This is a genomic window from Mariniradius saccharolyticus AK6, from assembly GCF_000330725.2.
In the GTDB taxonomy this organism is placed as follows: Bacteria; Bacteroidota; Bacteroidia; order Cytophagales; family Cyclobacteriaceae; genus Mariniradius; species Mariniradius saccharolyticus.
This window is the reverse complement of the sequence record NZ_AMZY02000010.1, coordinates 167166-191730: the sequence shown is the minus strand read 5'-3', so window position 1 is coordinate 191730 and position 24565 is coordinate 167166. Positions and strand designations below refer to the sequence as shown.

Here is a 24565-nt window from a genome sequence, read left to right as displayed (position 1 = left end):
TTTTGCCACCAATCTGAAGCGGGCCATTTACACAGACGGGAGCTGAATTTTCCTTGCCCCTAACCCAAATCCACGGCATATAGCGCCTCGATCTGCTTTTGTCTTTGCTTTGCCGGAATCATCCGAAAGGCCTTGTCACGAATGGCGCGGAGCAAGCTGTTTTCCCATTGAGCGACTTTGCCAAGCGTCCAAGAAGTCTTGACGATATTGTGTGTGCGCTTGAGCCTTCTTTTTTCAAAGGCCGAAAAAGCTTCCGCGACGTCCGTGTTCTTGGACAAACAACTCGCCAAAACTGCTGCGTCTTCGATTGCCATGCAGGCCCCTTGGCCCATATTGGGCGTGGTGGCATGGGCTGCGTCACCGACCAGGACGATTCGTCCGAAGGCAAAACGATCAATGGGTTCCAAGTCCAGGATATCGTTCCAAATGATCCGCTCGGGCCTTGTCGCTGACAACACCTGCGGAATCGGCGTATGGAAATCCTTGAAAACCTCCATCAGTTCCTTTTTCCCCCAATCCTTCAAAGTTGAATTGGCGTGTGGACTGTTGATGCACGCGTACCAATACACCTGGCCGTTTGCCAAAGGCGTAACGCCGAAGCGCCCTTTTGCTCCCCATGTTTCGGATGTTTCCTCGATTTGAAGCGATGGATTGTCCGTGATGCCCCGCCAACAGGTATAGCCTGCGTACCTGATTTTCGAAGTGGGGAGGAGTTTTTTTCGGATGGGGGAGTGGATTCCCTCCGCGACGATTACATTTTCAGCAGTTATCGAACTGCCGTCTTCAAAATCAACACGATAGGCATCCCCTTCTTCAGCGATGTCTTTGGACCGTTTTCCCGTCAATACCTGCCCCGCATCGAGCCGTGCCAATAAGGCACTGTGCAGTGCCGCACGGTGGATGGTGAAATTGCTGATGCCAAACCGGGAGTTGGCTGGGTCGGTATTGGTTTTGGAAATGGGTTTCCCCTTTTGGTCATAGATGGTAAAGGCTTTCAGTTCCCGGCCGAGCGGAATGACCGCTTCCGATATGCCTATTTGTCGAAGTGCCTGCATGGCATTGGCAGCAAGGGCGAGGCCGGCACCGACAGCCCGGATTTCGGGAGATGCTTCGGCGAGAATTGCGTGGATGCCGATTTTTTTCAGTGCAATTGCAGTCGTCAATCCGGCAATGCCACCGCCCACGATCAAAAAGTCTGTTTTCATCCTGTCTTAGAGTTTTTGGTACATCACCAAAGCCGATACCAAGCCAAGTTCGGGATGTCGATAGGCATCGGGGACTTCCCCGATGACTTGGAATCCGAGGCTTTGCCAAAGGCGTACCGTATGGGTATTGGTGCTGACGACAAAGTTAAACTGCATGGCTTGGTAGCCTAGCCTTTTCGCTTCATTAAGTGCAAAAAGCCCCATGTGTCGGCCGATTCCCTGTCCGGCCACATTCGGATTCACAATAAATCCCGCATTGCAGATATGGTTTCCTAGGTCAGGTTGGTTGTCCTTGATAAAGAAAGTCCCTACGATTTTCCCCTCAATTTCCGCCACGTAGGTCTGTTTGTCCCTCCCAAGCCAATAGCCCATGATTTTGTCTTCATCCGAATCTGGTGAAAAGACATACGTTCCTCCCTGTCGGATTACGGGTTGGATAATTTGCCAAAGGGCTTGTCGGTCAGCAAGGTTTGCTTTTCGGAAGTTGATTTGAGGACTGAGAGTCATTTCGAAGAAGTTCGTTTAAGCGGAATCAAAATATAAAAAGTGGGCATTTAAGTTAAAGAAAGCAGGAGCTATATGGATTTGACAACTCAAAAAGCGAGATCAGAGGTTATGGGGATTGATTACTACTAGGTTTGGGATGTTAATGAAATCCGAAACATTACGAGTCACTAGCGACAAATCGCATGTCAAAGCAGTGGCTGCTACAATCCCGTCCGGAAGTTTGATTTTGTGGTTTTTTCTCAGGTCAATACATTTTTCAACGATTGTCTCTGATAATCCTAGAATTTTTGCATCGTGAACGAATCCTGATAAAATTTCATATTGATCATTGGTGGTCTGGAATCCCAGCAATTCAATCTTGGAAATCACGGAGATTTGCGGTATCGCATCGACTAATTCGACTAAAAAATTACGCCCGTTTGCTGGCAGTTTTCCAGCTAGAAAATCAATAATTGCGTTGGTGTCGATTAGGTATTTCTGTCTTTCCATTCTTCCCGACCTTTTGAAAGATATTCATGCATTTCCTCAGCAACCTCCGATTTTAACTTGCCTTCGTATTTTTCAGAAAGTTTTTCATAATGAGTTTGCTTCTTTTGGAGTATCCTGATGAGTTGCAAATCCTCCAAATCTTCCATTAGCTTGTAGGCTTTTTCGTTGGTTATCTGTATCAAAATGGTATCCATCGCGGCGGGATTTTTATCTCTTGGATAAATGTACGAATAAATCTTTTTTGGCAGACAAATCATTTCGTCGAATCGGAAAGCCTCTTTGCTTTTCATCCCGGTTCCCCTTATTTTTCAATTTTGGAAAAATCATATGGGAAGTATCAAACCTACCAACACCAAAACTGAAATCCTGGCCGGCCTGAGTACCTTTTTGGCCTGTTTCTATATCATCATCGTCAATCCCGCCATCTTGGCCGATGCGGGGATGCCCTTCTCGGGCGTCGTGACCGCGACGGTATTGGTGTCGGCTTTTGGGAGCATTATGATGGGGATTTATGCCAAAAATCCCATTGTCGTCGCCCCCGGCATGGGTATCAATGCCTTTTTTGCCTACACGGCGGTCAAGGGCTATGGATTGAGCTACGAGGAAGCCTTGGGTGCTGTGTTTTGGTCGGGGGTGATCTTTTTGCTTTTGTCCATTTTCAAGACTCGGGAGAAGATCATTGCGGCGATTCCTGTCTCCCTGCGCCATGCCGTATCGGCGGGTATTGGTCTTTTTATCTGTTTCATTGGCTTCCAAAACGCACACTTCATCGTGGACAATCCGGCTTCATTGGTGGGGATGGCATCGTTCAAAGATCCGGTCAGCTTGACCTTTCTGCTTGGATTGATGGTGACGGCGGCGCTGATCATCCGCAAAGTCAGCGGGGCGATTATCTTGGGGATATTGGTCACCACGCTGTTGGCTTGGCCGATCGGACGCTGGTGGGGCGACGCTTCCGCGTTTAATTTCGGCACGGCGACGGTCGTAAATTATTCCGGTTTCTTTGCCACGCCGGATTTCAGTTTGTTGCTGAAAGCCGATATTTTGGGTTCGCTTCGGTACGGATTTTTGCCCGTGATATTCGTGTTTACCTTCACGATTTTGTTTGACGGGATATCGACTTTTGTGGGCTTGGCGGAAGCCTCGGGCTTGAAGGACCCCGATGGCATTCCGCGCAATATGCGCCAATCCTTGCTGACGGATGCCTTTGCGACTTTGTTTGCGGGATTGGTGGGCAGCAGCTCGGGGACGGCCTACATCGAATCGGCTGTTGGTATCGAGGAAGGCGGTCGTACGGGAAAGACCGCCATCACAGCAGGTTTGCTTTTTCTGCCGTTTATGTTTTTCTCGCCCTTACTATCCATCGTTCCCGCTGTAGCCAGCTCGATTGCATTGGTTTTGGTAGGCTCATTTATGGTGATTCCTCTTACAAAGATTGAGTGGAAAATTCCCCAAGAAGCGATTCCGGCCTTTTTGACCATGGTATTGATTCCGTTTACTTACAGCCTGTCGACAGGGATTTCATTTGGCTTCATCAGTTGGACGGTGCTGAATCTGCTGACCGGAGGCCAACGAGAAGTCAACCCCATTCTGGCTGTGATTTCGGTTTTGGCACTGTTTTTTCTTTGGCAGTAGGGGAGAGAGGAGATATGAGATATGAGATTTGAGACACAAGATGCAAGACACAAGATACAAGACTGGAGATCGACGTTCGATGTTCCTTGTTCATCATTCTTGATCCTTGAAATAATGAATATCGAATGATGAATGTCATATCATGAAGTCGGCGTCTTTGTAGCGACTTTCTTCCCTGATTTGTTTTTTATCTCCAGTCATCCCAAATCCATGGCGGATCAAAGGGCATTTGTGATCTTTGTGGCATGAAAAAACTGTGGGCATTTTCTTTCTTGCTGGTGTTTTGGCTGGTTCCAGTCTCCGAGACGCTTTCCCAAAGGATCGCTTTGATGGGGGCATTGGATCAGGAAATAGAGTTGTTATTGGGCGAAATGAAGCGTCCAAAGAAAGTGCCTATCGGCGGGATCGACTTTTACAAAGGAAAAATCCGGGGGAAAAAAGTAGTCGTTCTCAAAGCAGGCGTAGGAAAAATCAACGCTTCCTACAGCACGGCGGTGTTGGTGCAGAATTTCGATATAGATGCCTTGATCTTCACCGGTGTCGCGGGTGGCCTGCATCCCGAATCCTTGCCGGGCGATATGGTGATTGGGGACCGCTTGTTCCAGCATGACTTTGGAAAGTACGACGGAAACGGTTTTTCGGTAACCACCTATCGCGAACTCACAGGCGGGCACCAAACGGAGCTTTTTATCCCCTCAGATCCGATATTGGTATTCAAAAGCCAAACTGCTTCCAATCAAGTCGAATTCAATAGTCTTTCAGGACGAAAGCCCAGCGTATTTACCGGTTTGATTGCGACGGGCGATATGTTTGTAAGTAGCCCAGACAAGGCGCAGTGGCTGTATGGGGAATATGGCGCTTTGGCAGCCGAAATGGAAGGTGCGGCGGTTGCCCATATCTGCAGGACCTTGGGGATTCCTTTCGTAGTGATTCGCAGCTGCAGCGACAATGCGAACCACGATGCACGCACCAATTTTGAACAGTTCGTCGGCCCTGCTTCCGTCAATTCCTCCCGATTGGTATTGTCGATCTTGGAAAATTGGTAGGCTTGTTTGCCTATGTTTCACAATTGTTGGCTAATTCACATTCTCCGCTTGGTTTAATAAGATGCGTTGTTGTTAACTTGGGTTAAGGGAAACAACCTGAAAATTAACCTAGCCCACTATGCTTTCTCACGAAGAAAAAGAGAAAATCAAAGCGCTCGAAACCTACCGGATCGAGACATTGGAGGAAATCCTTGAGAAGAAAACCCCGAAAACCACCCTGCTCAAGATTCTCAAAATTTTTGATTCCAAGATTGGGATTTGGCTTTTGTCGGCGGCGTTTACCTGGATTGGTGCCAAAGCGTACAGCGATTATCAGGTCAAGGTCCAGCAGGATTTCAAGCACGAGGAAATCGTCGAAAAACTTGATCTCGAAATCGGCCATAAGCTGAATCGGTTTTTTGTTGCTATCGATGTGGTCTTGGCGGATGTTGAAAAGTTAAGTCCCGACAGTGTTCCTGTCAAAATCGCCGCTGTCCAAAAACTCGCCTTGGGTCTGGACAAAAAGCAGGCTTTTGACAACGATAACCTTTATCCCGAATATGCCAACCGAAGCTTGCTTTCGCTCCTACTGGAGCAAAAACGGGCTTTGCTCAAACTCGGAAAAACAGATCCTGAGCTCGACCGTGTGATTGCCAACGCTGCCAATTTGCCGGCTTTTTTTGCACGACACCAAGATTCAATTACCACCGTGGCTGGGATTCAGGCGCTGGTAAAGAGTGAAATGGTGCTTCCACGATGGGAGAATTATGGGCTACAATGAGGCTGGATTACTGTTGATTTGCACAAGGTGAGACTTTCAATTTTTCGCCTTTTATCGAATTTTTTAGTAACCTCCCCTTTGGATTAGCCGTAACCAATCATGGATATAAAGATTTTTGATATGAAAAAGAAATTGACGCTCTCCCTACTTGTTGTCCTGTTGTGTTCCACACATCTATCCGCGCAGCAGAAAATCTACCTCAATGGAATCGTTTCAAAGCCTTTTGCCCATTATCATGTCGGCGACACCATCCCCATTTTGGCCAAAAGGACCAATCCGAATACCTTGAAACCCCAATACTTGGTACATGTATTCACGGAAGTCAGGGCCGTCAGTGAGGACAAGATCACACTGTTGGATGAAGGCCACGACTTTTGGGAAATGGTGTGGATTGAAAATCGGGCCGAAAACGTCAACAAGGTCGGGTGGGAGCGCGGTAGGCGGGAAGAGCTGCACCAAGAGGCCTTGGACTACTATTCCACTGCCCTGAGCAACAAAATGGTTTTTGAAGACGATATGCTCTATGACTATCTGTACCAGATGGTCAATCTGATTCACCCCACGCCTTTGGTGAAAGAACGTTCCAGCAACTTTTCGATTGTGGTATTGAATTCGACAGAGCAGATTGGATTTGCATTTGACAATGGGATGATTGTGCTCACCACGGGAATGCTTGCCAGCACAAAAACGGAGGCGGAGTTGATGAATGTCTTGGCAGAATGCGTGGCACATGTTGTTTTGGAACATAACCTGATCAATCTCAATGCGCGGCTAAAGACCGAAGCCCGTGCCCGCACTTGGGCGACGATTGCAGCGGTTACGATGGCTACTGCCCAGACCGTCGATGGGATCAACTACGGCTACGTACCGGATTACAGCGTATCGGCTGACCTGGGCATGTCGGTGTATTTCCTTTCGACCAGCGCCTTGGAGGATATTGGCGCACAATATACCAGCGAGCAGCGCATCAAGGCGCAGCGGTACGGGAAGGCTTTTTTGAAACAATACCCGGAAATCATAAGCTTGGACGACTACCAATACACAGGAGTGATAGCCAACGCCATCAGCACCGCCGCTTGGCAGGAATACCATTTGAAAAACTATTTCTACGCCATGCAGCTGACCGAGAGGTTGAATAACCTGGATTTGGCCACAGACAAAGACTACCTCCTACTCAGCAGGATACAGCGTCGGATATCCAACGATCGTTACTCCATTCAACTGGCCTTGGATTACATCCAGAAGGGCAAGGGGAAATCCATTGAGCCCTTGGCGGATTTGGAAAAAGAAGCGGGGATCGTCTATTCCCGACTCAACCAACCCGACAAGGCCAAAGAATCCTATATGAAATACCGGGAATTTCTCCTGAAGCTGAAAGAAGAGGGCAAACACGTGGAGCCCGAGCTCCAGAGCATCGACCAATTGATCCAGCGAAAGGGGTATCTCGTAGGTCAAGTGGCAACGGCGATTGAGGAAAACTGAGAAATAACAAATAATTTGGCCAGGCCAGGATTTTGAAAGTCTGGGCCTTGTCTTTTTTGGGTTTACCTGTTTAAATTGGAGGAAAATCCCAATAAACCATGAAATCACTCCTATTGGCTCTCGCGGCTTCGGCGTTCCTACTTTTTAGCTGTCAGAACAAAACCGAGAAAACCGAGCCGCCAACCGCTGAATCCTTCGAAATCCCCAAATTTCGCCTCATCGAGACCGACACTTTCCATTTCAACAATTTTGTGGACTGCAATATGGCAGAAGTGTGGGTGGGAGATACGCTGCGGATTTTTCCGGGAAAATATGGAGAAGACCCTGTTTGGGGGTTTGCCGAGGACTTGAAGTTTGCCTCTGGATCCAATGCGGACGAAGTGTTTTCCACGCCCGCTTCTGAATACATCGCTCCCAAACTACCCAAAAACGCTCCTGCTGGACAGCCTGGCCTACATGGGGCCGTGTGGTTTGAGACCGTCTATCAGGATTCCAAGGATCCAAGTGGTAGGACGCTTTATGCGATTTACCACAATGAGAACTATCCCGAAACTCTTCCCTATGATTCCGAAACCGGGGAAGGCTACATAGACAAGGATTGGCCACTTGGGCTGACAGAGCGAATTACGCCCGCAGCAGTCTGCCGCATCGGTGTCATGAAGTCCACCGATGGGGGTTGGTCCTGGGACAACAAGGGCTTGTTTTTGGAAGACAAACAACCTCGCATGATCTTGAAACCACACAATATCTCCAAGACTTTTGCTGGAGGTGTCGGTGACCCCTCTGCGGTGGCCGTGGGCGAATACCTGTACCTGTTTTATGGAGAATATGGCTACCCCGGCGTGTTTGATGCGGCGAGCTATGATCCGTTGGTCGAGGCGGGCGGACAGTGCATCAGCATCGCACGCATCAAGATCACGGATTTGGATGATCCGCAGGGGAAAGCCAAACGATGGGATGGCACAGGCTTCAATGCCGCCTGGGATGGTATTGGCAAACCTGTGGCGAGTTTACAGATACCTGCCGAAGAAGGTGGTGGTCCCGCATCATCTCCTCAGGGAGGATTCCATTGGGGGCCATCAGTCAGTTGGAATGACTATTTGGAATGTTGGGTCATGCTTATGGGTAGGGTCGAAGGCCAATCATGGATCGGTGATAAGCTGTACATTTCCTTCAATCCCCACAAAGAGCTTGGAGAAGGCAATAATTCCCAAGCTTGGACCAAACCCCAACTGCTAATCCAAAAACCTGGCCATGTGATTTGGTATCCCTCACTCCAACCCTTGAATACGCCCGAAGACGTCGCCAACAAATACACCAGCCTCCGATTGGGCAAAAAAGCAAGGTTGTTTTTCAAATTCTCCGATTTGGGCAAATATATGTCGTTGTACGAGGTAGAGTTTGAGAAATGATAGGGGAGATGTGAGAAGCGAGAAGCAAGATATGAGATATGAGACTTGAGAAATAAGACACAAGAAACAAGACACCCGAACCAGGGACTTTGGCTGCCTGAGAAAAATGTGTTGGGTGACATTCTTGGTTGAATTTCGAATATCGAACGCTGAATGTTGAATAGCTATGACGGCTATGGTCTATGGACTATCAACTATGGACTTTTAAAAAAATGATGAATTATCAATAACCGCACCCCCCAAAAAGCAAAAAGCGGGAAAAACCTTTTCGGATTTTTCCCGCTCTCATCATTTGAAAACCGTGGTCCTCAAACCATGTCAAGCTACGGTTATTTTGGCTTTTCCCCCAGTTGCCCGGGTGCGTGACCTTAGGTTTGTGTTTTTCGGATTGCTTGCCTTTCGGCTACCAACCTGATTTCGATGCTTCTGCGGTCTCCCGTCTCAGATACTTGCCATTGCAGGCAAATCTCCCTTCGCATCTCCGTCCAAACTTTCAACCTTCGCCCAAACTTTTACATTTGGCCTTTTATCTCTCACTTGATATCATCAAAGCTACTGCGTAAATGACTGTTTAGCAATATTTTTCACCATTATTTCCCCACAATTTTCCCACACCAAAACGCTCCAAAAACACAAGTTATCCACAGTGGAAGCACGTAGGCTGCCTGAGCCTTGCTGCCGAAAATTGGATACATTTGGAAAAAACTGAAGGCCATGGAGCGAGTCAAACAACTTATTGAGGAATTGAATCTGCAGCCCCATCCCGAGGGCGGGTATTATGGAGAGACCTACAGGTCCGCATTGACCATCAACACCGACAATGGCAGACGAAACCTGATGACTTCGATCTATTTTCTGCTGACCTCGGACAACATTTCCAAGTTTCACAGCATCGCCGGACATGAAATCTGGTATCACCACGAGGGGAGTCCGCTGACAGTTCATGTGCTTTCCGAATCGGGTTATCAGCGATTGAAAGTGGGTCCGGTGGGCCTGGAAGGGAATCGGCCACAAGTCTTGGTACCCGAAGGAAGTATTTTTGGGTCGACGGTGGATGCCGAAGAGGCTTATTGTTTGGTCTCTTGCACAGTGGCGCCGGGCTTTGATTTTGCTGATTTCAGGATGTATACAGCCGAGGAATTGCTGGAAAAATGGCCTGATTGTGCGGAAGTGATCAGGAGGCTGACGTGATTTTTTTTGATCTCGCAAAGACGGTAAAGGAGCAAAGAACGCAAAAGTATAGTGTAGGGCAGTTTTTGGCAGTAAGTAGTCTCAGTAGGCAGCGATTGGTGCTTTGCTATTATCTGTAAATTCTCTGCTTTCCTTTTCCTTGGCGTCCTAGTGTCTTGGAGTGAAATCAATTTTCCTTTGCGCTCTCTGCTCCTTGGTTTTCTTTGCGTGCCTGATAATTCGATATTCTAGTCTTCTTTCTCAAAAACCAAAAAGTGCTGGATATTCATGAATTGGCCGTTTTGGACCATTTTGAAGCCATTTGCAGTGAGTTCCTTGGTCACCTGCGCTACGGTCATCTTGTGGAGTGGCTTGATGTAAACCTCCGGATCCTCTCCCCGATACTCAATCAGCAGCAGTTTGCCGTCGCGTTTCAGGGATTTTTTGATTTCCTGCAGGACTTCATGCGGATACAGCAGTTCGTGGTAGACGTCGACCATAATCGCGAGATCTATGGAGTTTTCGGGCAATTGGGGTGATTTTTCGCTTCCTTTGACTGTGATGACATTATCAAATCCCAGTTCCTCGCTCTTCTCCTTCAGGTATTTGATCGCCGAATCTTGGATTTCTACTGCATATACTTTCCCTTTTGGGACCCGCTTTGCAATTCGAAAAGTGTAAAAACCCGATCCTGCACCGATATCCGCTACGACACTGGCTTCATCGATCGGGAGTTTTTTGATGGCTAAGTCTGTATTTTCCTCCTGGTTGCGAGTGGAGCGCTCCAGCCAACTCATCCCCATGAAGTTCATCACTTTGGAAATTTCGCGCCCCATGTACACTTTCCCGGTTCCGTCTCGGTCGGGGGTCTTGAAGGTATAACTGCCAGCCGAATTTGAGCCTTGTTGTGAAATGGCATTTGGGGCAAATCCAAAAATAAAAAGAAGCATGATCAAGTATCGCATGGCAGTCGAGGTTTAAAGTTGAATGGGCGCACATGGGACTTAACCATGATTTGTTGTCCACGGTTTTGTTCGTAAATGAACAAATTCTGTACGCCCTTTGGTAGCGAGCGCACAGAATTGTATGCAAATTGGCCTGAAATCACTGTTTCATCGGTTTGGTATGCTTTTGGCACCAAGGTTTTCTCGAAAGACGCAATGCATGTCATTTGCCCTTTTTGTGAACAAACCAACTATTAGCTGACAAGTCCCAAGATTTCGATATTCTGAAAGTCTGCGGCTAATTCTCCTTCACGCCAGGCTTAAGCCTCGACAGCCGCAAACGTTCTTTTTCAGAGGTATTTTAGTTTAGATATGCCAAGCAAGGCCTCCATTTTGTGGGGGCCTTGTTTTTTTATATCATCCGATTTTGACCGCTGACGAACAAAACTGTCCGTGATTTCTGCCGATCATCATCGAAAAAGCCCCGTTCCTGATCAATAAGGGGGATTTTGACTGTGGCATAAAACTGGAACACATCAAGTGCAAAGCGATCAATCTTTGGTGGGGGGTTCTGTTGTGTGTTGCTAATGTGGCAGAACTTCCCTCTTCACCATTTGTGATCAATTGACATAAACTTTGGCTGATCCATGTGGAAAAACTATTTCAAAACCTCCTTTAGGAACCTGTCGAAGCGAAAGCTGTATACGGCCATCAATATCCTTGGATTGACGATCGCTCTAAGCAGTTTTTTTGCGATCTCACTCTACATATACCATGAATGGAGCTATGACCGTATGTATACGGACTATGAGCGGATCTACAAATTCAGCCAGGAGTTTTCTTCAGCTGGTGAATCACAAATGGTCGGAACGACGCCGGCCAGCTTGGTACCGACCCTGATGGAGGAGTTTCCCGAAGTGGAGGTGGCGACTACTGTGTTTGACCTCTCAATTTTTTCTTCCGTACTGGTCGATGCTGGAGAGGGGAGCACTGAAGAAAACAGGTTTGCATTTGCAGACGCCAATTTCTTCAAAGTGTTTGACTTCAAGCTATTGGAGGGTCAGTCAGCCATCGCCCTTTCCGAGCCAAAACAAATTGTGTTGACTGAGACTACAGCCAAGCGGCTTTTCAACCAGTCCATCGGTGTGGTTGGGAAAACGCTCAAGGTAGACGGTACCGAATACACAGTATCCGGAGTGATGGAAGATTTTCCCTCCAACAGCCATCTGGATTTTGATTTCCTTGGTTCCTTCAAAACCCACCGCCTTGGAAGAGAACCGCAATGGTCTCCAGCCAATTTTTTCTCCTATGCCAAATTGCGTGCAGGAACCGACTTAGAGGCTTTTTCAGTGAAACTCAGCCAAATGGTTGACAAGTATCTGGGTTCAGATATGCGTGAATACAATTTCAGTACGGCGTTCTTTTTTCAGCCGGTAAGCAGCATCCATCTGGGCGACTCCCAACTCAAAGGCATCAAGCCAGCCAATGACATCAAAAACCTGTATCTCTTCGGTCTCATCGCGATATTGCTGGTAATGATCGGTGTGATCAATTATGTCAATTTGGCTACAGCCGAGGCTACTGAAAGGAATAAAGAAGTAGGTCTGAGAAAGGTTCTTGGTGCTGCCCGAGGCCAGTTGTTTGGGCAATTTGTCTCCGAGTCCATGATCTTGAGTATAGCGGCGATTTCATTGAGCATATTGCTGCTGTACCTGGGCAAGGGTGTCTTTGAGAATTTTTCTGGGATTCCGATGCAGTTGAATCTGTTATTCGGGCCATGGGGTATTGGTTTTTTGATTGGGATTTTGCTTTTGGTGGGATTGATGGCGGGAATTTACCCATCGTTGGTATTGTCAGGAATGGCGCCTTTGAAAGCACTTGGGAATGAAATGAGGCTTGGGGGAGGGATTTGGCTGAGAAAGGGACTGGTGGTTTTCCAGTTTTTCATCTCTATGGGATTGCTCATCGCCACCTTGGTAATATCCCAGCAACTTCAGTACATGCGGTCGGTGAATCTTGGCTATGATCGTGAACAGGTAATAGCGCTCCAAACCCACTATAACATGCGGGATAAAATCCCTGCCTTCAAAACCGAGTTGGTGAGAACCGGCCATGCAAGTGCCGCCGCGATGAGCAATTCCATGCCGATCTTTATTCAGGCGGGGTACTCCATCCTTCCGGGGGGAGACTTTCAGAAGGAGTTGATGGTCACGGGTTTTTGTGTCGACCATGACGTTTTCAAGACGATCGGATTGGAATTGGTGGCAGGGCTGGATTTTGTGGAAACCGATGTCGACCAAACGACAGCCTATGAAGGAGGCTTGGAAATGTCGATACTGTTCAACGAATCGGCCATACGTGAGATGGGTTGGACTCCGGAAGAAAGCGTCGGCAAAAAGGTCAATTTCAATGGCGTAAGTTCCGTAATCAAGGGTGTAGTAAAGGACTTTTATTTTAATTCTCTGCATCACCGGGTAGGGCCCTTGGCGGTATTCATTCAGCCAGCAGAGGCCAATTGGATCCTGATCAAACTGCCCGCCGGAAATCCCGCGCCGCATTTGGAGGAAATATCCAAGACATGGACCACCATGTTTCCTGAACGTCCTTTTAATTACCGTTTTCTCGACGACGCCTACAGCAATCTTTACCAATCAGAGCAAAAGGTCGGAGCGCTGTTCGGTCTGTTTTCCGGCATCGCCGTTTGGATAGCCTGTATGGGGTTGTTTGGTTTGGTGTCATACGTTGCCTTGCGAAGAACAAAGGAAATCAGTATCAGAAAGGTGTTGGGTGCCGATAGGCTGGCTGTGTTGAAATTGCTATCAGCCGATTTCTTTATCCTACTTGCCTTCGCTGCCCTTTTGGCAATTCCGGTTGGGATATGGTTTTCGAAGGAGTGGCTTTCAGGATTTGCCTACCAGACAGCAATTTCTCCAATCAACTATGTGCTTGCGGTTGTGTTGGTAGCCACCATTGCTGCTTTGACAATAGGTTACAGGACCGTCAGGGTGTATGCCCGTAATCCTGCCGAAACGCTGAAGAATCAATAGCTTCGAGTACCAAGAAATGAGACACAAGATGTAAGACACAAGATGTTTGAGTGGCTAGGGTCTACGGACTGGATGGGAAATAATGAATGAGAAATGTATAAACCCGAATGAATATCATGCGGAACTATCCAATAACCAATAACTCAATAACCAATAACGAATAGCTGAACAACGAACCCACCTCACCAACAAACCACCATGCTCACCAACTACCTCAAAATCTTCATCCGGAACCTCAAAAAGAGCCCTGCATTCATCCTGATCAATATCCTCGGGTTGTCGGTCGGAATGGCTTCCAGCATTTTGATTTTCCTTTTTGTCCAGCATGAACTCAGCTACGACAAATACCACGAAAATGCCGACCGCATCTACCGGGTTTCGAGGGCTTGGTTCAACCAAGACGGTGCCACCAGCCTGCATTTGGGCCATGCAGCTCCGCCTTTTGGGCCCTTGCTGCAATCTGATTTTGAAGGCAAGGTTAAAGAGGCTGTAAGGTTCCTCAATGTGGACGTAGTGCTGAAAGAGGGGCAAAACACCTTTGAGGAGTCAAGACTGTTTTTTGCGGATCCAAATGTATTTGAGGTATTCTCCTGGAAAATGGTCTCAGGCGACGGAGAAAAGGCACTTTCCTTTCCGGACGGAGTGATTTTAACCGAATCCATGGCAAGGAAATATTTTGGCGATCAGGATCCCGTTGGGAAAAGCATGGAGGCGATTATTGGCCCGACGGCCGTCAATCTTCAGGTCCGCGGCGTAATGGAGGATTTTCCAGACAATTCACATTTCAAGGCTGACTTTTTGGCCTCGATGGAACCTGTCGTCCAGTTCTACGGCGGCTACGAGCAAATGATGATGAACTTTGGCAGCAACAGCTTCGGCACTTACTTACTGCTGGAGAACGGGGTCGACCCAAAGGCTTTGGAAGATGAACTGCCAGCTTTTATTGACCGCCATATGCAGGCCAATGCACAGGGCATTCCAACGTCAAAAGGAACCAAACTTTACCTGTGGCCACTGACGGATATCCACCTCCATTCCAATTTGGATTCGGAAATCGAACCCAACAGCAGCATTGAATATGTCTACATCTATGGGGCGATCGCGATTTTTATCCTCCTCATCGCCTGCATCAACTTCATGAACCTTGCTACCGCCCGCTCTGCGAAACGGGCTTTGGAAGTTGGATTGCGGAAAGTGCTGGGCGCGGACCGCGAGCTACTTGTGCGTCAGTTTATGGGCGAGACAATTATCATGGCGGTGATGGCGATGCTTTTGGCCCTCGGAATCGCCTATCTGGCATTGCCTGCGTTTGGCAATTTCACAGGAAAAGTTTTGTCATTGAATCTTCTCGAACACCCCGAATACCTGTTAGGATTTGTGGGTTTGGTGGTTTTGGTTGGTATTTTGGCTGGAAGTTACCCTTCGATGTTTTTGTCAGGTTTCCAGCCGGTCAAGGTGCTGAAAGGGACCTATAAAATCGGTTCCGTCCATGAGAAATTCCGCTCCATCCTTGTCGTAGGTCAGTTTGCGATTTCCATTGTATTGATCGTGTCGGTTTTGGTCGTGTTGGACCAGCTGGATTTTATGAAAAACAAGGACCTCGGATTTGAAAAAGACGACATCGTTGTATTGAATTCCTATCCTGAGTTTACACAAAACTATGAAATGATGCGGGACAGGCTCCTCCAGCATCCCAATATTCAGGCAGTTGCAGTGGCTAGTCGTGTACCCTCGGGTAGGCTTTTGGATTCCCAGGGTACACAGGCCGAAGTAAATGGAGAGATCACACCCATCAACGTGCGGGTTTCGGATATCCATGTAAGCCACAGCTTCATGACGACTTTTGGGATTGACTTGGTGGCGGGTAGGGATTTTGACATCAATTTGGCTTCGGATTCCACGGAGGCATTTATCCTCAATGAATCTGCCGTGCGGGCTATTGGTTGGGCTAATCCGGAAGAAGCGGTCCAAAAGCAGTTCATGTATGGCGATAGAAGGGGATATGTCGTCGGCGTGGTCAAGGATTTCCATTTTGAATCCCTTCACCAGCCCATCAGCCCGATTGTATTTTTGATTCCAACCAATCGCATCAACTCCGTGGCGGTAAAGATTTCCTCCGAAAACAAGGAAGAAACCATTTCCTACCTACGGGATGAATGGCAGGCAATGCGCCCTGACCTTCCCTTTGACTACTATCTTGTCTCGGACAGTTTTGACCAGCAATATGAGTCTGAGGAAAAGGTCGCCCAGGTTTTTGGCTTCTTCGCCGGCTTGGCCATCCTGATCTCTGTTTTGGGACTTTTTGGCTTATCAGCCTATGCAGCCGAACAGCGGACCCGGGAAATCGGCATCCGCAAAGTAATGGGTGCCAGCGTCGCCAGCATTGTGACGCTCTTGGGCGTGGATTTTCTCAAGCTGGTGTTATTTGGGTTTTTGATCGCCGTACCGATTGCTTGGTATGGGATGAGTATTTGGCTGGAGAATTTCGCCTACAGCATTCATGTTTCCTGGGTCATCTTTTTGACCGCAGGGATTTCGGCAGCTTTGATAGCGGCCCTGACCGTGAGTTCGCAGTCTATCCGAGCTGCCATGACCAATCCCGTGGATACCTTCAAAGTCCAATAGACAATTCCTGTTATGAAAATACTCAGCTATTTAAAGGTGGCCGTGCGAAATCTCAGGAAGAGGAAGGGATTCGCTTTGATCAATATTTTCAGTTTGGCTTTAGGTCTGACAGGAGGCATCTACATGTTGGTATTTGCTATCGACGAGCTTTCGTTCGACCGGTTTCATGCCAACGGGGAGAGAATCTACCGTGTCAATTCCTTGTTTCGAGATCTCAAAACCGGGGAAGAGGGCTACAACAGCACCAATGCCTGGCCGATCGGGAAGGTGCTCGAGTCTGATTTTCCGGAGGTGGAAAAGGTGGTCTATATCGCCAATTGGCCACAAATGGACCTGTACCAAGACAAGCAGCGATTCGACCACCGGATGTTTTTTGCAAGCAAGGAGATGCTGGAGGTGTTTTCTTTTGGGATGAGAAAAGGAAACGCCGAATCAGCACTTCAGGAGCCTTACCAAGTGGTGCTGTCGGAGGAATTGGCGGAGAAGTTTTTCCCAGGGAGGGATGCACTAAACCAAGAACTCATGCTGGAAGACAGCATTCCGCTACGCGTAAGCGGTGTGGTCGCGAACGTTCCCCAAAATTCACATATTCAGTTTGACTTCCTGGTTTCATTTGCGACACTCGAAGCGCTGACCCAAATGCAATATGAGGATGGTTGGGGCAACTTCAATCTCCACAATTATGTCCTCTTGCGGGAAGATGCCGATGCGTCAGCTTTTTCCGAGAAGACAAAAAACCTCTACATGGACCGCATGGGGGAGATGTATAAGTCTTGGGGGAGCGAAGTACAGCTGCTTTTGGAGCCTTTGGGAGACATTTACCTTAAGTCTGAAAGCGGTAATGGCCTCGGAAACATCGGCAGTATGGATCGGCTTTGGCTGGTGATAGGGATTTGTTCCTTTGCGATACTGCTTGCCTGTATCAATTTCATCAACCTGTCAACCGCAAGGTCCATGGACAGGGCCAAGGAAGTCGGGTTGCGGAAGGTCGTCGGTTCATCTCGGGGCGGCTTGGTTATCCAGTTTTTGGCAGAAGCATTTGTACTGACCCTTTTGGCATTTCTCCTCGCCTTGCTCTTGGCAAACGTATTGATGCCGCTATTCAATGAGCTCTTGGATAAGAGTTATACCCTTGCCGTTTTGCGGAGCATTGAAGTCATTTTGGGCTTGATTGCACTACTGATCCTGATCACCTTTTTGGCTGGTTATTACCCTGCGATCGCACTGTCCGCCATGCAGCCCATAAAAGTTCTCAAAGGAAAATTCACTGCCTCGGCCTCAGGCCTTCAGTTGAGAAGGGGTTTGGTGGTGCTGCAGTTTTTCATTTCTGTATCGCTGCTGATGGGTACGATCGTCGTGTTGGACCAACTCCAATTCATGCAGAAAAAAAATCTCGGTTTTGACAAAGACCAAATTCTTGTCTTGAATACGAACAGAATACCGGGCTCTAAAGTGGCTGCTTTGAAAAATGAATTGCAGCAATTGACAGCAGTGCAGGAAGTTTCCTACGCCAACGGCATTCCGGGGCGACCAGGCTGGATTGGGCAGATTGCCTATCCGGAAGGGAGGGAAAAGGAAAACCCCACCTCCGTGGAGTACTTGGCTGTAGATGAAGACTATATCAAAACCCTTGGGCTTGAACTGATCGCCGGGAGGGATTTTGATGCAAATCGGGTCACCGACTTGGACGAAGGCTTGATCCTGAATGAAAAAGCTGTGGCTCTTTTTGGCTGGAAATCCCCCGAGGAGGCATTGGGAAAGAGAATTGTGTCCCCATCCACCACTCCGCAGGGAGTCGTCATTGGGGTGGTGAAGGATTACCACCAACTGGGCGTGCAACAAAATATCCACGGCATCGCCATGGACGTGGCGCCGCAATATGCCTATCGTATGGTTGTAAAATTTGACCCTGCCCAGTCGATCGGTCTTTTGGAACAAATAGAAGGAAAATGGGAGTCGCTCTTTGGGAAAGAGGATTTCCAATATTTTTTCCTCAATGAAGATTTCGACAGGCTGTACCGATCCGAAGTCAGACTGTCCAAAATGTTTAATCTCTTTGCCATTGCGACTTTCTTGATATCGATCGTTGGCTTGCTCGGCTTGGTTTCCTACATGATCCAAACAAGAAACAAGGAGCTCGGCATCCGCAAAATCCTCGGCGCAGGCGGGGGGCAGATTGTCGCTTTGCTTTCCAAAGATTTCATCGTTCTCGTAGTGATTGCAGCCATTTTGGCCCTGCCGACAGTCGCTTACCTATCCAGTAAGTGGTTGAAGGACTTTGCTTTCCAGACCAAGTTACCCCTGGGGACATTTGCCTTGGTGGTTTTAGGGACGGTAGTAGTCACACTGCTGTTGGTAACTGTCCAAGCCATCAAAGCCTACTACTCCAATACGATGCAAGCGCTGAAAAGTGAATGAGATGAAGTCAGGCTTATGGGTGAGACAGGAGATATGAGATATAAGACAGGAGATATGAGATTTGAGACACAAGACATGAGACATGAGACATAAGACACGAGACATAAGACGTAAGACAACAGAATCAGCGTGTCGCTGCTATGGACTATGGTCTATCGACTACTAATTCAACCCTTTGGCTTCGCTCGGGGACCAACCAGCGACGGCGCTCGAGGACCGAATAACTTAATAACGAATAACAAATAATGAACAACCAATAACCAATAACTCAATAACCAATAACCAGCACAGCATCAATTACCATGGTGAATTGACAATTAACTAACCAACTACCAACCACTAACATGTTAAAAAACTATTTCCTTACAGCTTGGCGGATAATGAGCCGACAGAAGGCCTATTCCGCAATCAACATCCTCGGTCTGAGCCTGGGGATGGCTGCCAGTATTTTGATCATCATCTACGTGGTCGATGAATTGAGCTACGACAAGTTCCACAAGGATGGCGAACGTATCTACCGGGTAAATATGGCCGGCAGCATGAATGGCAATGATTTCAATATGGGCTTCACGCCTGCACCCATGGCTGCCGCCCTTAAGGAAGAGGTACCCGAGGTGGAGGAAGTGATCAGGCTGGGTATGTTCCGAACGATGCCTATCCAACATGGCGAAAAAACTTTCACGGAGCCCTATATGCTCGTGGCGGACCCGAATTTCTTCGATTTTTTCAGCTTCAAACTGCTGGAAGGCGATCCGAAAACAGCCTTGGAAGGCACCAACAAAGTGGTGTTGACTGAAACGGCTGCCCAAAAGTATTTTGGTGATGAAAACCCGATCGGAAAAATCATCCTCCGCGGCTCGGACAAGCGGGAGACAGTCGTTTCCGGCATCGCCGCAGATCCTCCGCACAATTCGCATTTGGTTTTTGGAATGATCCTGTCGGGGGAGAGTTGGCCGTATATGAAGGATGAGCAATGGTCGAGCAACAACCTATACACCTACTTCAGGCTTTATCCCAATGCAAATCCGGAGAAGGTAAAGACGGCCCTTGACCAGTTTGTTGAAAAATACATCGGCCCCGAACTGGAAAATTTCTTGGGCTTGTCAATGGACGCGCTCCGGGAACAAGGAAGTGGCTTGGGTTACTATCTCAGCAGGCTGCATGATATCCACCTGTATTCGGAGACCCAGGAGGAAATCAAGCCCGGGGGTAAGATCCAATACCTCTACATTTTCGGAGCGATTGCCCTATTCATCATATTCATCGCCTGCATCAATTTCATGAACCTGTCCACCGCACGATCTGCCAATCGTGCCAAAGAGGTAGGGGTCAGGAAATCCATCGGGGCTCAGAAAAACAGGTTGGTCTTACAGTTTTTGTCGGAGTCGATCATGTACGGTTTGATCTCGATGTTCATCGCCTTTTTCCTTATCCTGCTCGCCCTTCGTCCATTTAATACGCTTTCCGGAAAGGATTTGGGATTGGGAATATTCACGGATCCCTTGGTGATTGTCGGCTTGCTGGTGTTTGCCGTATTGGTTGGCGTGTTGGCGGGTTCCTATCCGGCATTCTACCTGACCTCGTTCTCACCTGCTATGGTGCTGAAGGGGAAGATTCGAAGCGGCGCCAAACGGTCGCATTTCAGGAATGGCTTGGTCGTGTTTCAGTTTTTGATCTCCATTTCCCTGATCATCAGCAGCATGGTTGTCTACAAGCAGCTGCGGTACATGCAGGACAAAAACCTGGGATTCGACAAGGAAAACGTGATCAACCTGCTGCATACCCGTTCCTTGGGTCAAAATGGGCAAGCATTTAAGAATGAGCTTTTGTCCCAATCGGCCTTTGTTTCGGCCAGTTATGCCAACGACCTCCCGCCCAATATCGATTGGTCCACGGTTTTCAAAACCATGCAAAACAACCAGGATTTCCTCTGCAATCTCTATTTCACCGACCACGACAACCTGGAGACCATGGGCTTCGAAATGGTGAAAGGCCGGTTTTTTTCCAAGGATTTTCCCAGCGATACAGCAGCGGTGATATTGAACGAAACCGCCTACAACATGATGGGTTTTGGCGAGATCGACGGCACCCAGCGTATTTCCAGTTTTTGGCCCGATACCGATGGCATGACCGAGAAGACCCTCATCGGTGTGATCAAGGATTTCAATTATGAAAGTCTCCGTACGCAGGTTAGGCCTTTGGTCATGATCCTCGGTCCCGAACCAAACAACGAACTCGCCATCAGACTTGCAGCCGGAAATGTGCAGGAAAGCCTTCAACTTCTGGAGACCATCTGGAAAAAGCACTCCAATGGTGCCGCTTTTGAGTATTCCTTCATCGATGCCAATTACAATTCCCTGTTCCAGTCCGAGCAAAAGATGGGAAATATCATTCTGGTATTTACCGTCCTCGCGATCAGTATTGCTTGCTTGGGATTGTTTGGCTTGGCAGCCTACACCACGGAGCAGCGATCCAAGGAAATCAGCATTCGAAAGGCCATGGGGGCTACGGTGGCGCATTTGGTCACGATCCTGAGCAAGGATTTCACGATACTGGTCTTGCTCGCTTTTGTGATTTCGGGGCCATTGACCTATTACCTTATGTCAAATTACTGGCTTTCCAACTTCGCCTACCGCATTGAAATTGACCTTTTGCTGATCATGCTCGCAGGACTTATTTCAGTCGTAATAGCTTGGCTTACGGTTAGTTATCAGTCCTTCAAGACCGCGGCTAGCAATCCGGTGGACTATTTAAAGAATGAATAAAAAATTGGGCCTTAGGCCATCACATAAACCACTTAAACTACCAACTCCATGTGGAAGAACTATTTCAAAATAGGATTCAGAAACTTACTGAAAAACAAGACCTACACAGGCATCAATCTCCTCGGACTTACCGTGGGCGTGGCAGCCTCGATCATGCTGTTTTTCTACATCCAGCTACAATTGAACTTTGACAATTTCCATACAAATGGAGATGCAGTTTATCGGATATTGAATACGCGTCAAGAGGGCGATCAGGTGTTTCGGACGCCGAGTATGCCCTTGGCATTGAAGCCCGTTTTGGAGGGGAATTTTGCGCAGGAGATGGTTTTTACCAATATTCTCCCACAAAATTTCCTGGCGAAAGTCGAGGACGGCGAGGGATTCAACCAAGACATCATGATGGTGAGTCCCGGTTTTTTCGAGATGTTCAGCTTCAAAATGGTGCAGGGGCAAACGCCGAAAACTTCCGAAAATCGGTATGATATTGTATTGACAGAAAGTACTGCCAAGAAATATTTTGGAGACACGAATCCGGTGGGTAAGTCCCTGCTTATCAGACCTGCTGAAGAATTTATTTCTTACCAGGTCGTGGGTGTAATGGAGGACGTGCCTGCCAACTCCAGCTTGACGTTTGAGATTTTGATGCTGGACGACAATGCGGACTTGCTTTACACGCAGGAGCAAAGGGACCATTGGTATATGGCTTTTGGAGATGCGTACCTGATGGTCAAAAACCCGACTAATGCAGCTGGATTTGAGAAATCCATGCAGCAGTATATCCACGGTTTGTTCCAAAATCGGGAGGAACCAATTGATTACAATTTCGCACTCCAGCCTTTGGCGGATGTGTATTTTTCCGAAGAAGCCGGAACCGCGGCCAATATGAATCCGCGGATCCTGTGGATTTTGGGGGGAATTGCGGTACTCATCATCCTGATTGCTTGTATCAATTTCACTACAATGGCGATTGGAAATTCTTCATCAAGGGCTAAGGAAGTCGGAGTTCGGAAAACGATGGGAGCCGGAACCGACCAGTTGTTTGGGCAATTCATGGCCGAATCCATCCTGATGACGCTGTTCTCCTTGGGTCTTGGACTCGGCTTGGCCCGTGTGTTTCTACCCACTTTTAATCAACTGATGGAAACCCGCATGGCGATTTCTCTTTCCGGCGGACAGGTATTATTGATATTGGTTTTTGGCGTGTTGATCGCGCTGGTTGCGGGATCCTATCCTGCTGTGTTTTTGGCTTCTTTTCGGCCTATACAAGTCCTGAAGTCCAATTTGAGTGTCAAGTTTGGGAAGCAGGGCCTCAGGTTGTCCCTGCTGGGATTTCAGTTTTTCATTTCGATTTTCCTGATCACTTGTACCCTGATCATGTACAAGCAGATGAAGACGATCGAGGATCATGAATTGGGAATCAACCGGACGGCGATTTTGCAGATCAACGTCCCGCCGCCGGCTGCGCAAGGGTTGGGCCAATTGATCGACAAGGGATTCGAGTATGGGCAGACCTTCAAAAATGAACTTATCAAGATGCCCGAGGTCGAGAACGTCAGCGTGGCCACGGCGATTTTTGGGGACAATACTTGGTTCAATGCAGGCTATGAAAGCCCCGATGGAAAGGAAATCGAATTCAAGGTCAACATCGTCGATGAGGAGTTTTTGCCGCTTTTTGGATTGGAATTGATCGAGGGGAGGAATTTTTCAGCCAATATTCCAGCGGACAAGTCGACGGGTATAATCATCAATGAGGCGATGAAATCCGCCTTGGGTTGGGACGATGTGGTCGGCAATTCTCTGGAAAGCAAACGAGGATTCCCAGAAAACAAGGCGGTAGGCATGGTGAAGGATTTTCACTACGAGAGCTTGTATAGGAAAGTTGAGCCAGGGATTTTGGTGCTGCACCATGGGCATATTTTCCCTGGAGTCCATTCGCTGTGGATGTCCGAGAATATGGTGCCGAAGATTTTTGTAAAAATCCAATCCAATGATATGCAGGAGACCGTGGGGAAATTGCGCGCCAAGTGGCAGGATATCTACGGCACCGACCCGTTCAACTACAGCTTCTTGGAGGATAACATCGCCAACCAATACACCAAAGATCAAAGCCTCAGGGCATTGGTCTCGGCTGCGGCATTGATCGCGGTAATTATCGCGGGGATGGGACTGTTTGCCATGGCGTCCTTGGCGATTAGTAGTAGAATCAAGGAAATTGGTATCCGGAAAGTCTTGGGAGCTACGACTTTGGAAATATCCATGCTGTTCAACAAGGATTTCCTGAAAATCACCATGATTGGCATCTTAGCGGCCCTTCCGGCGAGCTATTACCTGATGCGGGAATGGCTCAATGATTTTGCTGTGAAAACCAATCTCGGACTTGGGGTTTTCCTCTTGGCTGTTGGGGTCGGGCTGGTTTTCTCTGTGCTGATCGTGAGCTCACAAACCGTCAAGGCCTCTTGGCTGAATCCCGTGAAGAACTTGAGAAGCGAGTAACAAGGGTGTGATGAATTGAAATTGGTAGATTCAGAGGAGGAACCAAGTACCAAGTAGGAAGTACGGCCTGAAAATGAGACAAGAAACAAGAAACAAGAAACAAGAGCCAATAACCAAGAGCCGCGGCTGTGGACTATCGACTGTGGACTTAACCATTTATCCAATAACCCAATAACCCAATAACTCACGAACCCCTAACCCCCACTCCCATGACACACATCGCTATACCCATCCCGACCGGCACAGGAAAACAGGACATCAACATCGAGGTGACGATCAACAACCAGAAGCAATCCCTTCATTACAAAGTGGAATTGTTTTTTTGGGATGAATGCCAAAATCCAAATGGACACCGTGCGGACTGCATTTCGGAAATGCTAGCCAAGCATGATCCCAATTGGACGCTGTACTACATCGGCGCACCTACGGATAAGTTTGTTCCGATCACGTTTATTGAAAGGAGACGGGAGATTGGAGAAATAAGACGTGAGATTTGAGAGACTTAAGACACAAGACTCAAGACACAAGAAGCAAGAGCTGCAGCTATGGACTATTTCCCAATAACCC

The 24565-nt window shown here is 48.0% G+C and carries 17 protein-coding genes; 12 read left to right on the top strand and 5 right to left on the bottom strand.

Features of this window, described 5'->3' with window-relative positions; genetic code table 11:
- Positions 1–59: 59 nt before the first annotated feature.
- From C943_RS10045 to C943_RS10030, 4 genes are all read right to left on the bottom strand, one after another.
- Positions 60–1205 carry an FAD-dependent monooxygenase gene (locus tag C943_RS10045; protein ID WP_008627275.1) on the bottom strand — a complete coding sequence of 382 codons (1146 nt, stop codon included), beginning with the start codon at positions 1203–1205 and terminating at the stop codon, positions 60–62.
- 6 nt (positions 1206–1211) lie between these two features.
- Positions 1212–1712: a GNAT family N-acetyltransferase gene (locus C943_RS10040; protein WP_008627274.1), complete on the bottom strand. Its 501-nt coding sequence runs from the start codon at positions 1710–1712 to the stop codon at positions 1212–1214.
- A gap of 99 nt (positions 1713–1811) precedes the next feature.
- Entirely contained in the window at positions 1812–2201 is a 390-nt protein-coding gene (locus C943_RS10035) for a type II toxin-antitoxin system VapC family toxin (RefSeq protein WP_040480015.1), read from the bottom strand.
- Positions 2180–2395: a hypothetical protein gene (locus C943_RS10030; RefSeq protein WP_157198501.1), complete on the bottom strand. Its 216-nt coding sequence runs from the start codon at positions 2393–2395 to the stop codon at positions 2180–2182. The genes C943_RS10035 and C943_RS10030 overlap by 22 nt, the downstream gene beginning before the upstream one ends.
- A 133-nt stretch (positions 2396–2528) precedes the next feature.
- Between C943_RS10030 and C943_RS10025 the strand changes: the two genes are divergently transcribed.
- The 6 genes from C943_RS10025 to C943_RS10000 all read left to right on the top strand — a co-directional run bounded on the left by C943_RS10025 (position 2529) and on the right by C943_RS10000 (position 9727).
- On the top strand, positions 2529–3836 hold the full coding sequence (locus C943_RS10025; protein ID WP_008627271.1) for an NCS2 family permease: 1308 nt from the start codon (positions 2529–2531) through the stop codon (positions 3834–3836).
- A 245-nt stretch (positions 3837–4081) separates the two neighbouring features.
- Entirely contained in the window at positions 4082–4882 is an 801-nt protein-coding gene (locus tag C943_RS10020) for a 5'-methylthioadenosine/adenosylhomocysteine nucleosidase (RefSeq protein ID WP_008627269.1), read from the top strand.
- Between the two features lie 118 nt (positions 4883–5000).
- Positions 5001–5642, top strand: coding sequence for a hypothetical protein (locus C943_RS10015; RefSeq protein ID WP_008627268.1), 642 nt, complete (start codon positions 5001–5003; stop codon positions 5640–5642).
- Positions 5643–5741: 99 nt separating this feature from the next.
- Positions 5742–7124, top strand: a complete 1383-nt coding sequence (locus C943_RS10010; RefSeq protein ID WP_040480013.1) for a M48 family metalloprotease — start codon at positions 5742–5744, stop codon at positions 7122–7124.
- A gap of 98 nt (positions 7125–7222) precedes the next feature.
- A complete protein-coding gene (locus C943_RS10005; RefSeq protein ID WP_008627266.1) occupies positions 7223–8536 on the top strand; it encodes a hypothetical protein in 1314 nt (437 codons plus the stop codon).
- Between the two features lie 714 nt (positions 8537–9250).
- Positions 9251–9727 carry a cupin domain-containing protein gene (locus C943_RS10000; RefSeq protein WP_008627263.1) on the top strand — a complete coding sequence of 159 codons (477 nt, stop codon included), beginning with the start codon at positions 9251–9253 and terminating at the stop codon, positions 9725–9727.
- A 227-nt stretch (positions 9728–9954) separates the two neighbouring features.
- On the opposite strand, the gene C943_RS09995 is transcribed toward C943_RS10000, so the two are convergent.
- A complete protein-coding gene (locus tag C943_RS09995) occupies positions 9955–10671 on the bottom strand; it encodes a class I SAM-dependent methyltransferase (protein WP_008627261.1) in 717 nt (238 codons plus the stop codon).
- A gap of 626 nt (positions 10672–11297) precedes the next feature.
- On the opposite strand from C943_RS09995, the gene C943_RS09990 reads away from it, so the two are divergent.
- From C943_RS09990 to C943_RS09965, 6 genes are all read left to right on the top strand, one after another.
- Complete coding sequence (locus tag C943_RS09990; protein WP_008627258.1) at positions 11298–13697, top strand: ABC transporter permease; 2400 nt, start codon at positions 11298–11300, stop codon at positions 13695–13697.
- Positions 13698–13895: 198 nt separating this feature from the next.
- Entirely contained in the window at positions 13896–16322 is a 2427-nt protein-coding gene (locus C943_RS09985) for an ABC transporter permease (protein WP_008627256.1), read from the top strand.
- Between the two features lie 12 nt (positions 16323–16334).
- Positions 16335–18740 (top strand): ABC transporter permease, encoded by a 2406-nt coding sequence (locus tag C943_RS09980; protein ID WP_008627255.1) that lies wholly within the window; start codon positions 16335–16337, stop codon positions 18738–18740.
- Between the two features lie 344 nt (positions 18741–19084).
- Positions 19085–21505: an ABC transporter permease gene (locus tag C943_RS09975; RefSeq protein WP_008627254.1), complete on the top strand. Its 2421-nt coding sequence runs from the start codon at positions 19085–19087 to the stop codon at positions 21503–21505.
- A 48-nt stretch (positions 21506–21553) separates the two neighbouring features.
- Positions 21554–23998 carry an ABC transporter permease gene (locus C943_RS09970; protein ID WP_008627253.1) on the top strand — a complete coding sequence of 815 codons (2445 nt, stop codon included), beginning with the start codon at positions 21554–21556 and terminating at the stop codon, positions 23996–23998.
- 209 nt (positions 23999–24207) lie between these two features.
- Positions 24208–24495 (top strand): hypothetical protein, encoded by a 288-nt coding sequence (locus C943_RS09965; RefSeq protein ID WP_008627252.1) that lies wholly within the window; start codon positions 24208–24210, stop codon positions 24493–24495.
- Positions 24496–24565 lie beyond the last annotated feature (70 nt).

Excerpts from the sequence above, each read along its gene's own strand:
- C943_RS10045 (WP_008627275.1), bottom strand. The coding sequence starts at position 1,205 with ATGAAAACAGACTTTTTGATCGTGGGCGGTGGCATTGCCGGATTGACG.
- C943_RS10040 (WP_008627274.1), bottom strand. The coding sequence starts at position 1,712 with ATGACTCTCAGTCCTCAAATCAACTTCCGAAAAGCAAACCTTGCTGAC.
- C943_RS10035 (WP_040480015.1), bottom strand. The coding sequence starts at position 2,201 with ATGGAAAGACAGAAATACCTAATCGACACCAACGCAATTATTGATTTT.
- C943_RS10030 (WP_157198501.1), bottom strand. The coding sequence starts at position 2,395 with ATGGATACCATTTTGATACAGATAACCAACGAAAAAGCCTACAAGCTA.
- C943_RS10025 (WP_008627271.1), top strand. The coding sequence starts at position 2,529 with ATGGGAAGTATCAAACCTACCAACACCAAAACTGAAATCCTGGCCGGC.
- C943_RS10020 (WP_008627269.1), top strand. The coding sequence starts at position 4,082 with ATGAAAAAACTGTGGGCATTTTCTTTCTTGCTGGTGTTTTGGCTGGTT.
- C943_RS10015 (WP_008627268.1), top strand. The coding sequence starts at position 5,001 with ATGCTTTCTCACGAAGAAAAAGAGAAAATCAAAGCGCTCGAAACCTAC.
- C943_RS10010 (WP_040480013.1), top strand. The coding sequence starts at position 5,742 with ATGGATATAAAGATTTTTGATATGAAAAAGAAATTGACGCTCTCCCTA.
- C943_RS10005 (WP_008627266.1), top strand. The coding sequence starts at position 7,223 with ATGAAATCACTCCTATTGGCTCTCGCGGCTTCGGCGTTCCTACTTTTT.
- C943_RS10000 (WP_008627263.1), top strand. The coding sequence starts at position 9,251 with ATGGAGCGAGTCAAACAACTTATTGAGGAATTGAATCTGCAGCCCCAT.
- C943_RS09995 (WP_008627261.1), bottom strand. The coding sequence starts at position 10,671 with ATGCGATACTTGATCATGCTTCTTTTTATTTTTGGATTTGCCCCAAAT.
- C943_RS09990 (WP_008627258.1), top strand. The coding sequence starts at position 11,298 with ATGTGGAAAAACTATTTCAAAACCTCCTTTAGGAACCTGTCGAAGCGA.
- C943_RS09985 (WP_008627256.1), top strand. The coding sequence starts at position 13,896 with ATGCTCACCAACTACCTCAAAATCTTCATCCGGAACCTCAAAAAGAGC.
- C943_RS09980 (WP_008627255.1), top strand. The coding sequence starts at position 16,335 with ATGAAAATACTCAGCTATTTAAAGGTGGCCGTGCGAAATCTCAGGAAG.
- C943_RS09975 (WP_008627254.1), top strand. The coding sequence starts at position 19,085 with ATGTTAAAAAACTATTTCCTTACAGCTTGGCGGATAATGAGCCGACAG.
- C943_RS09970 (WP_008627253.1), top strand. The coding sequence starts at position 21,554 with ATGTGGAAGAACTATTTCAAAATAGGATTCAGAAACTTACTGAAAAAC.
- C943_RS09965 (WP_008627252.1), top strand. The coding sequence starts at position 24,208 with ATGACACACATCGCTATACCCATCCCGACCGGCACAGGAAAACAGGAC.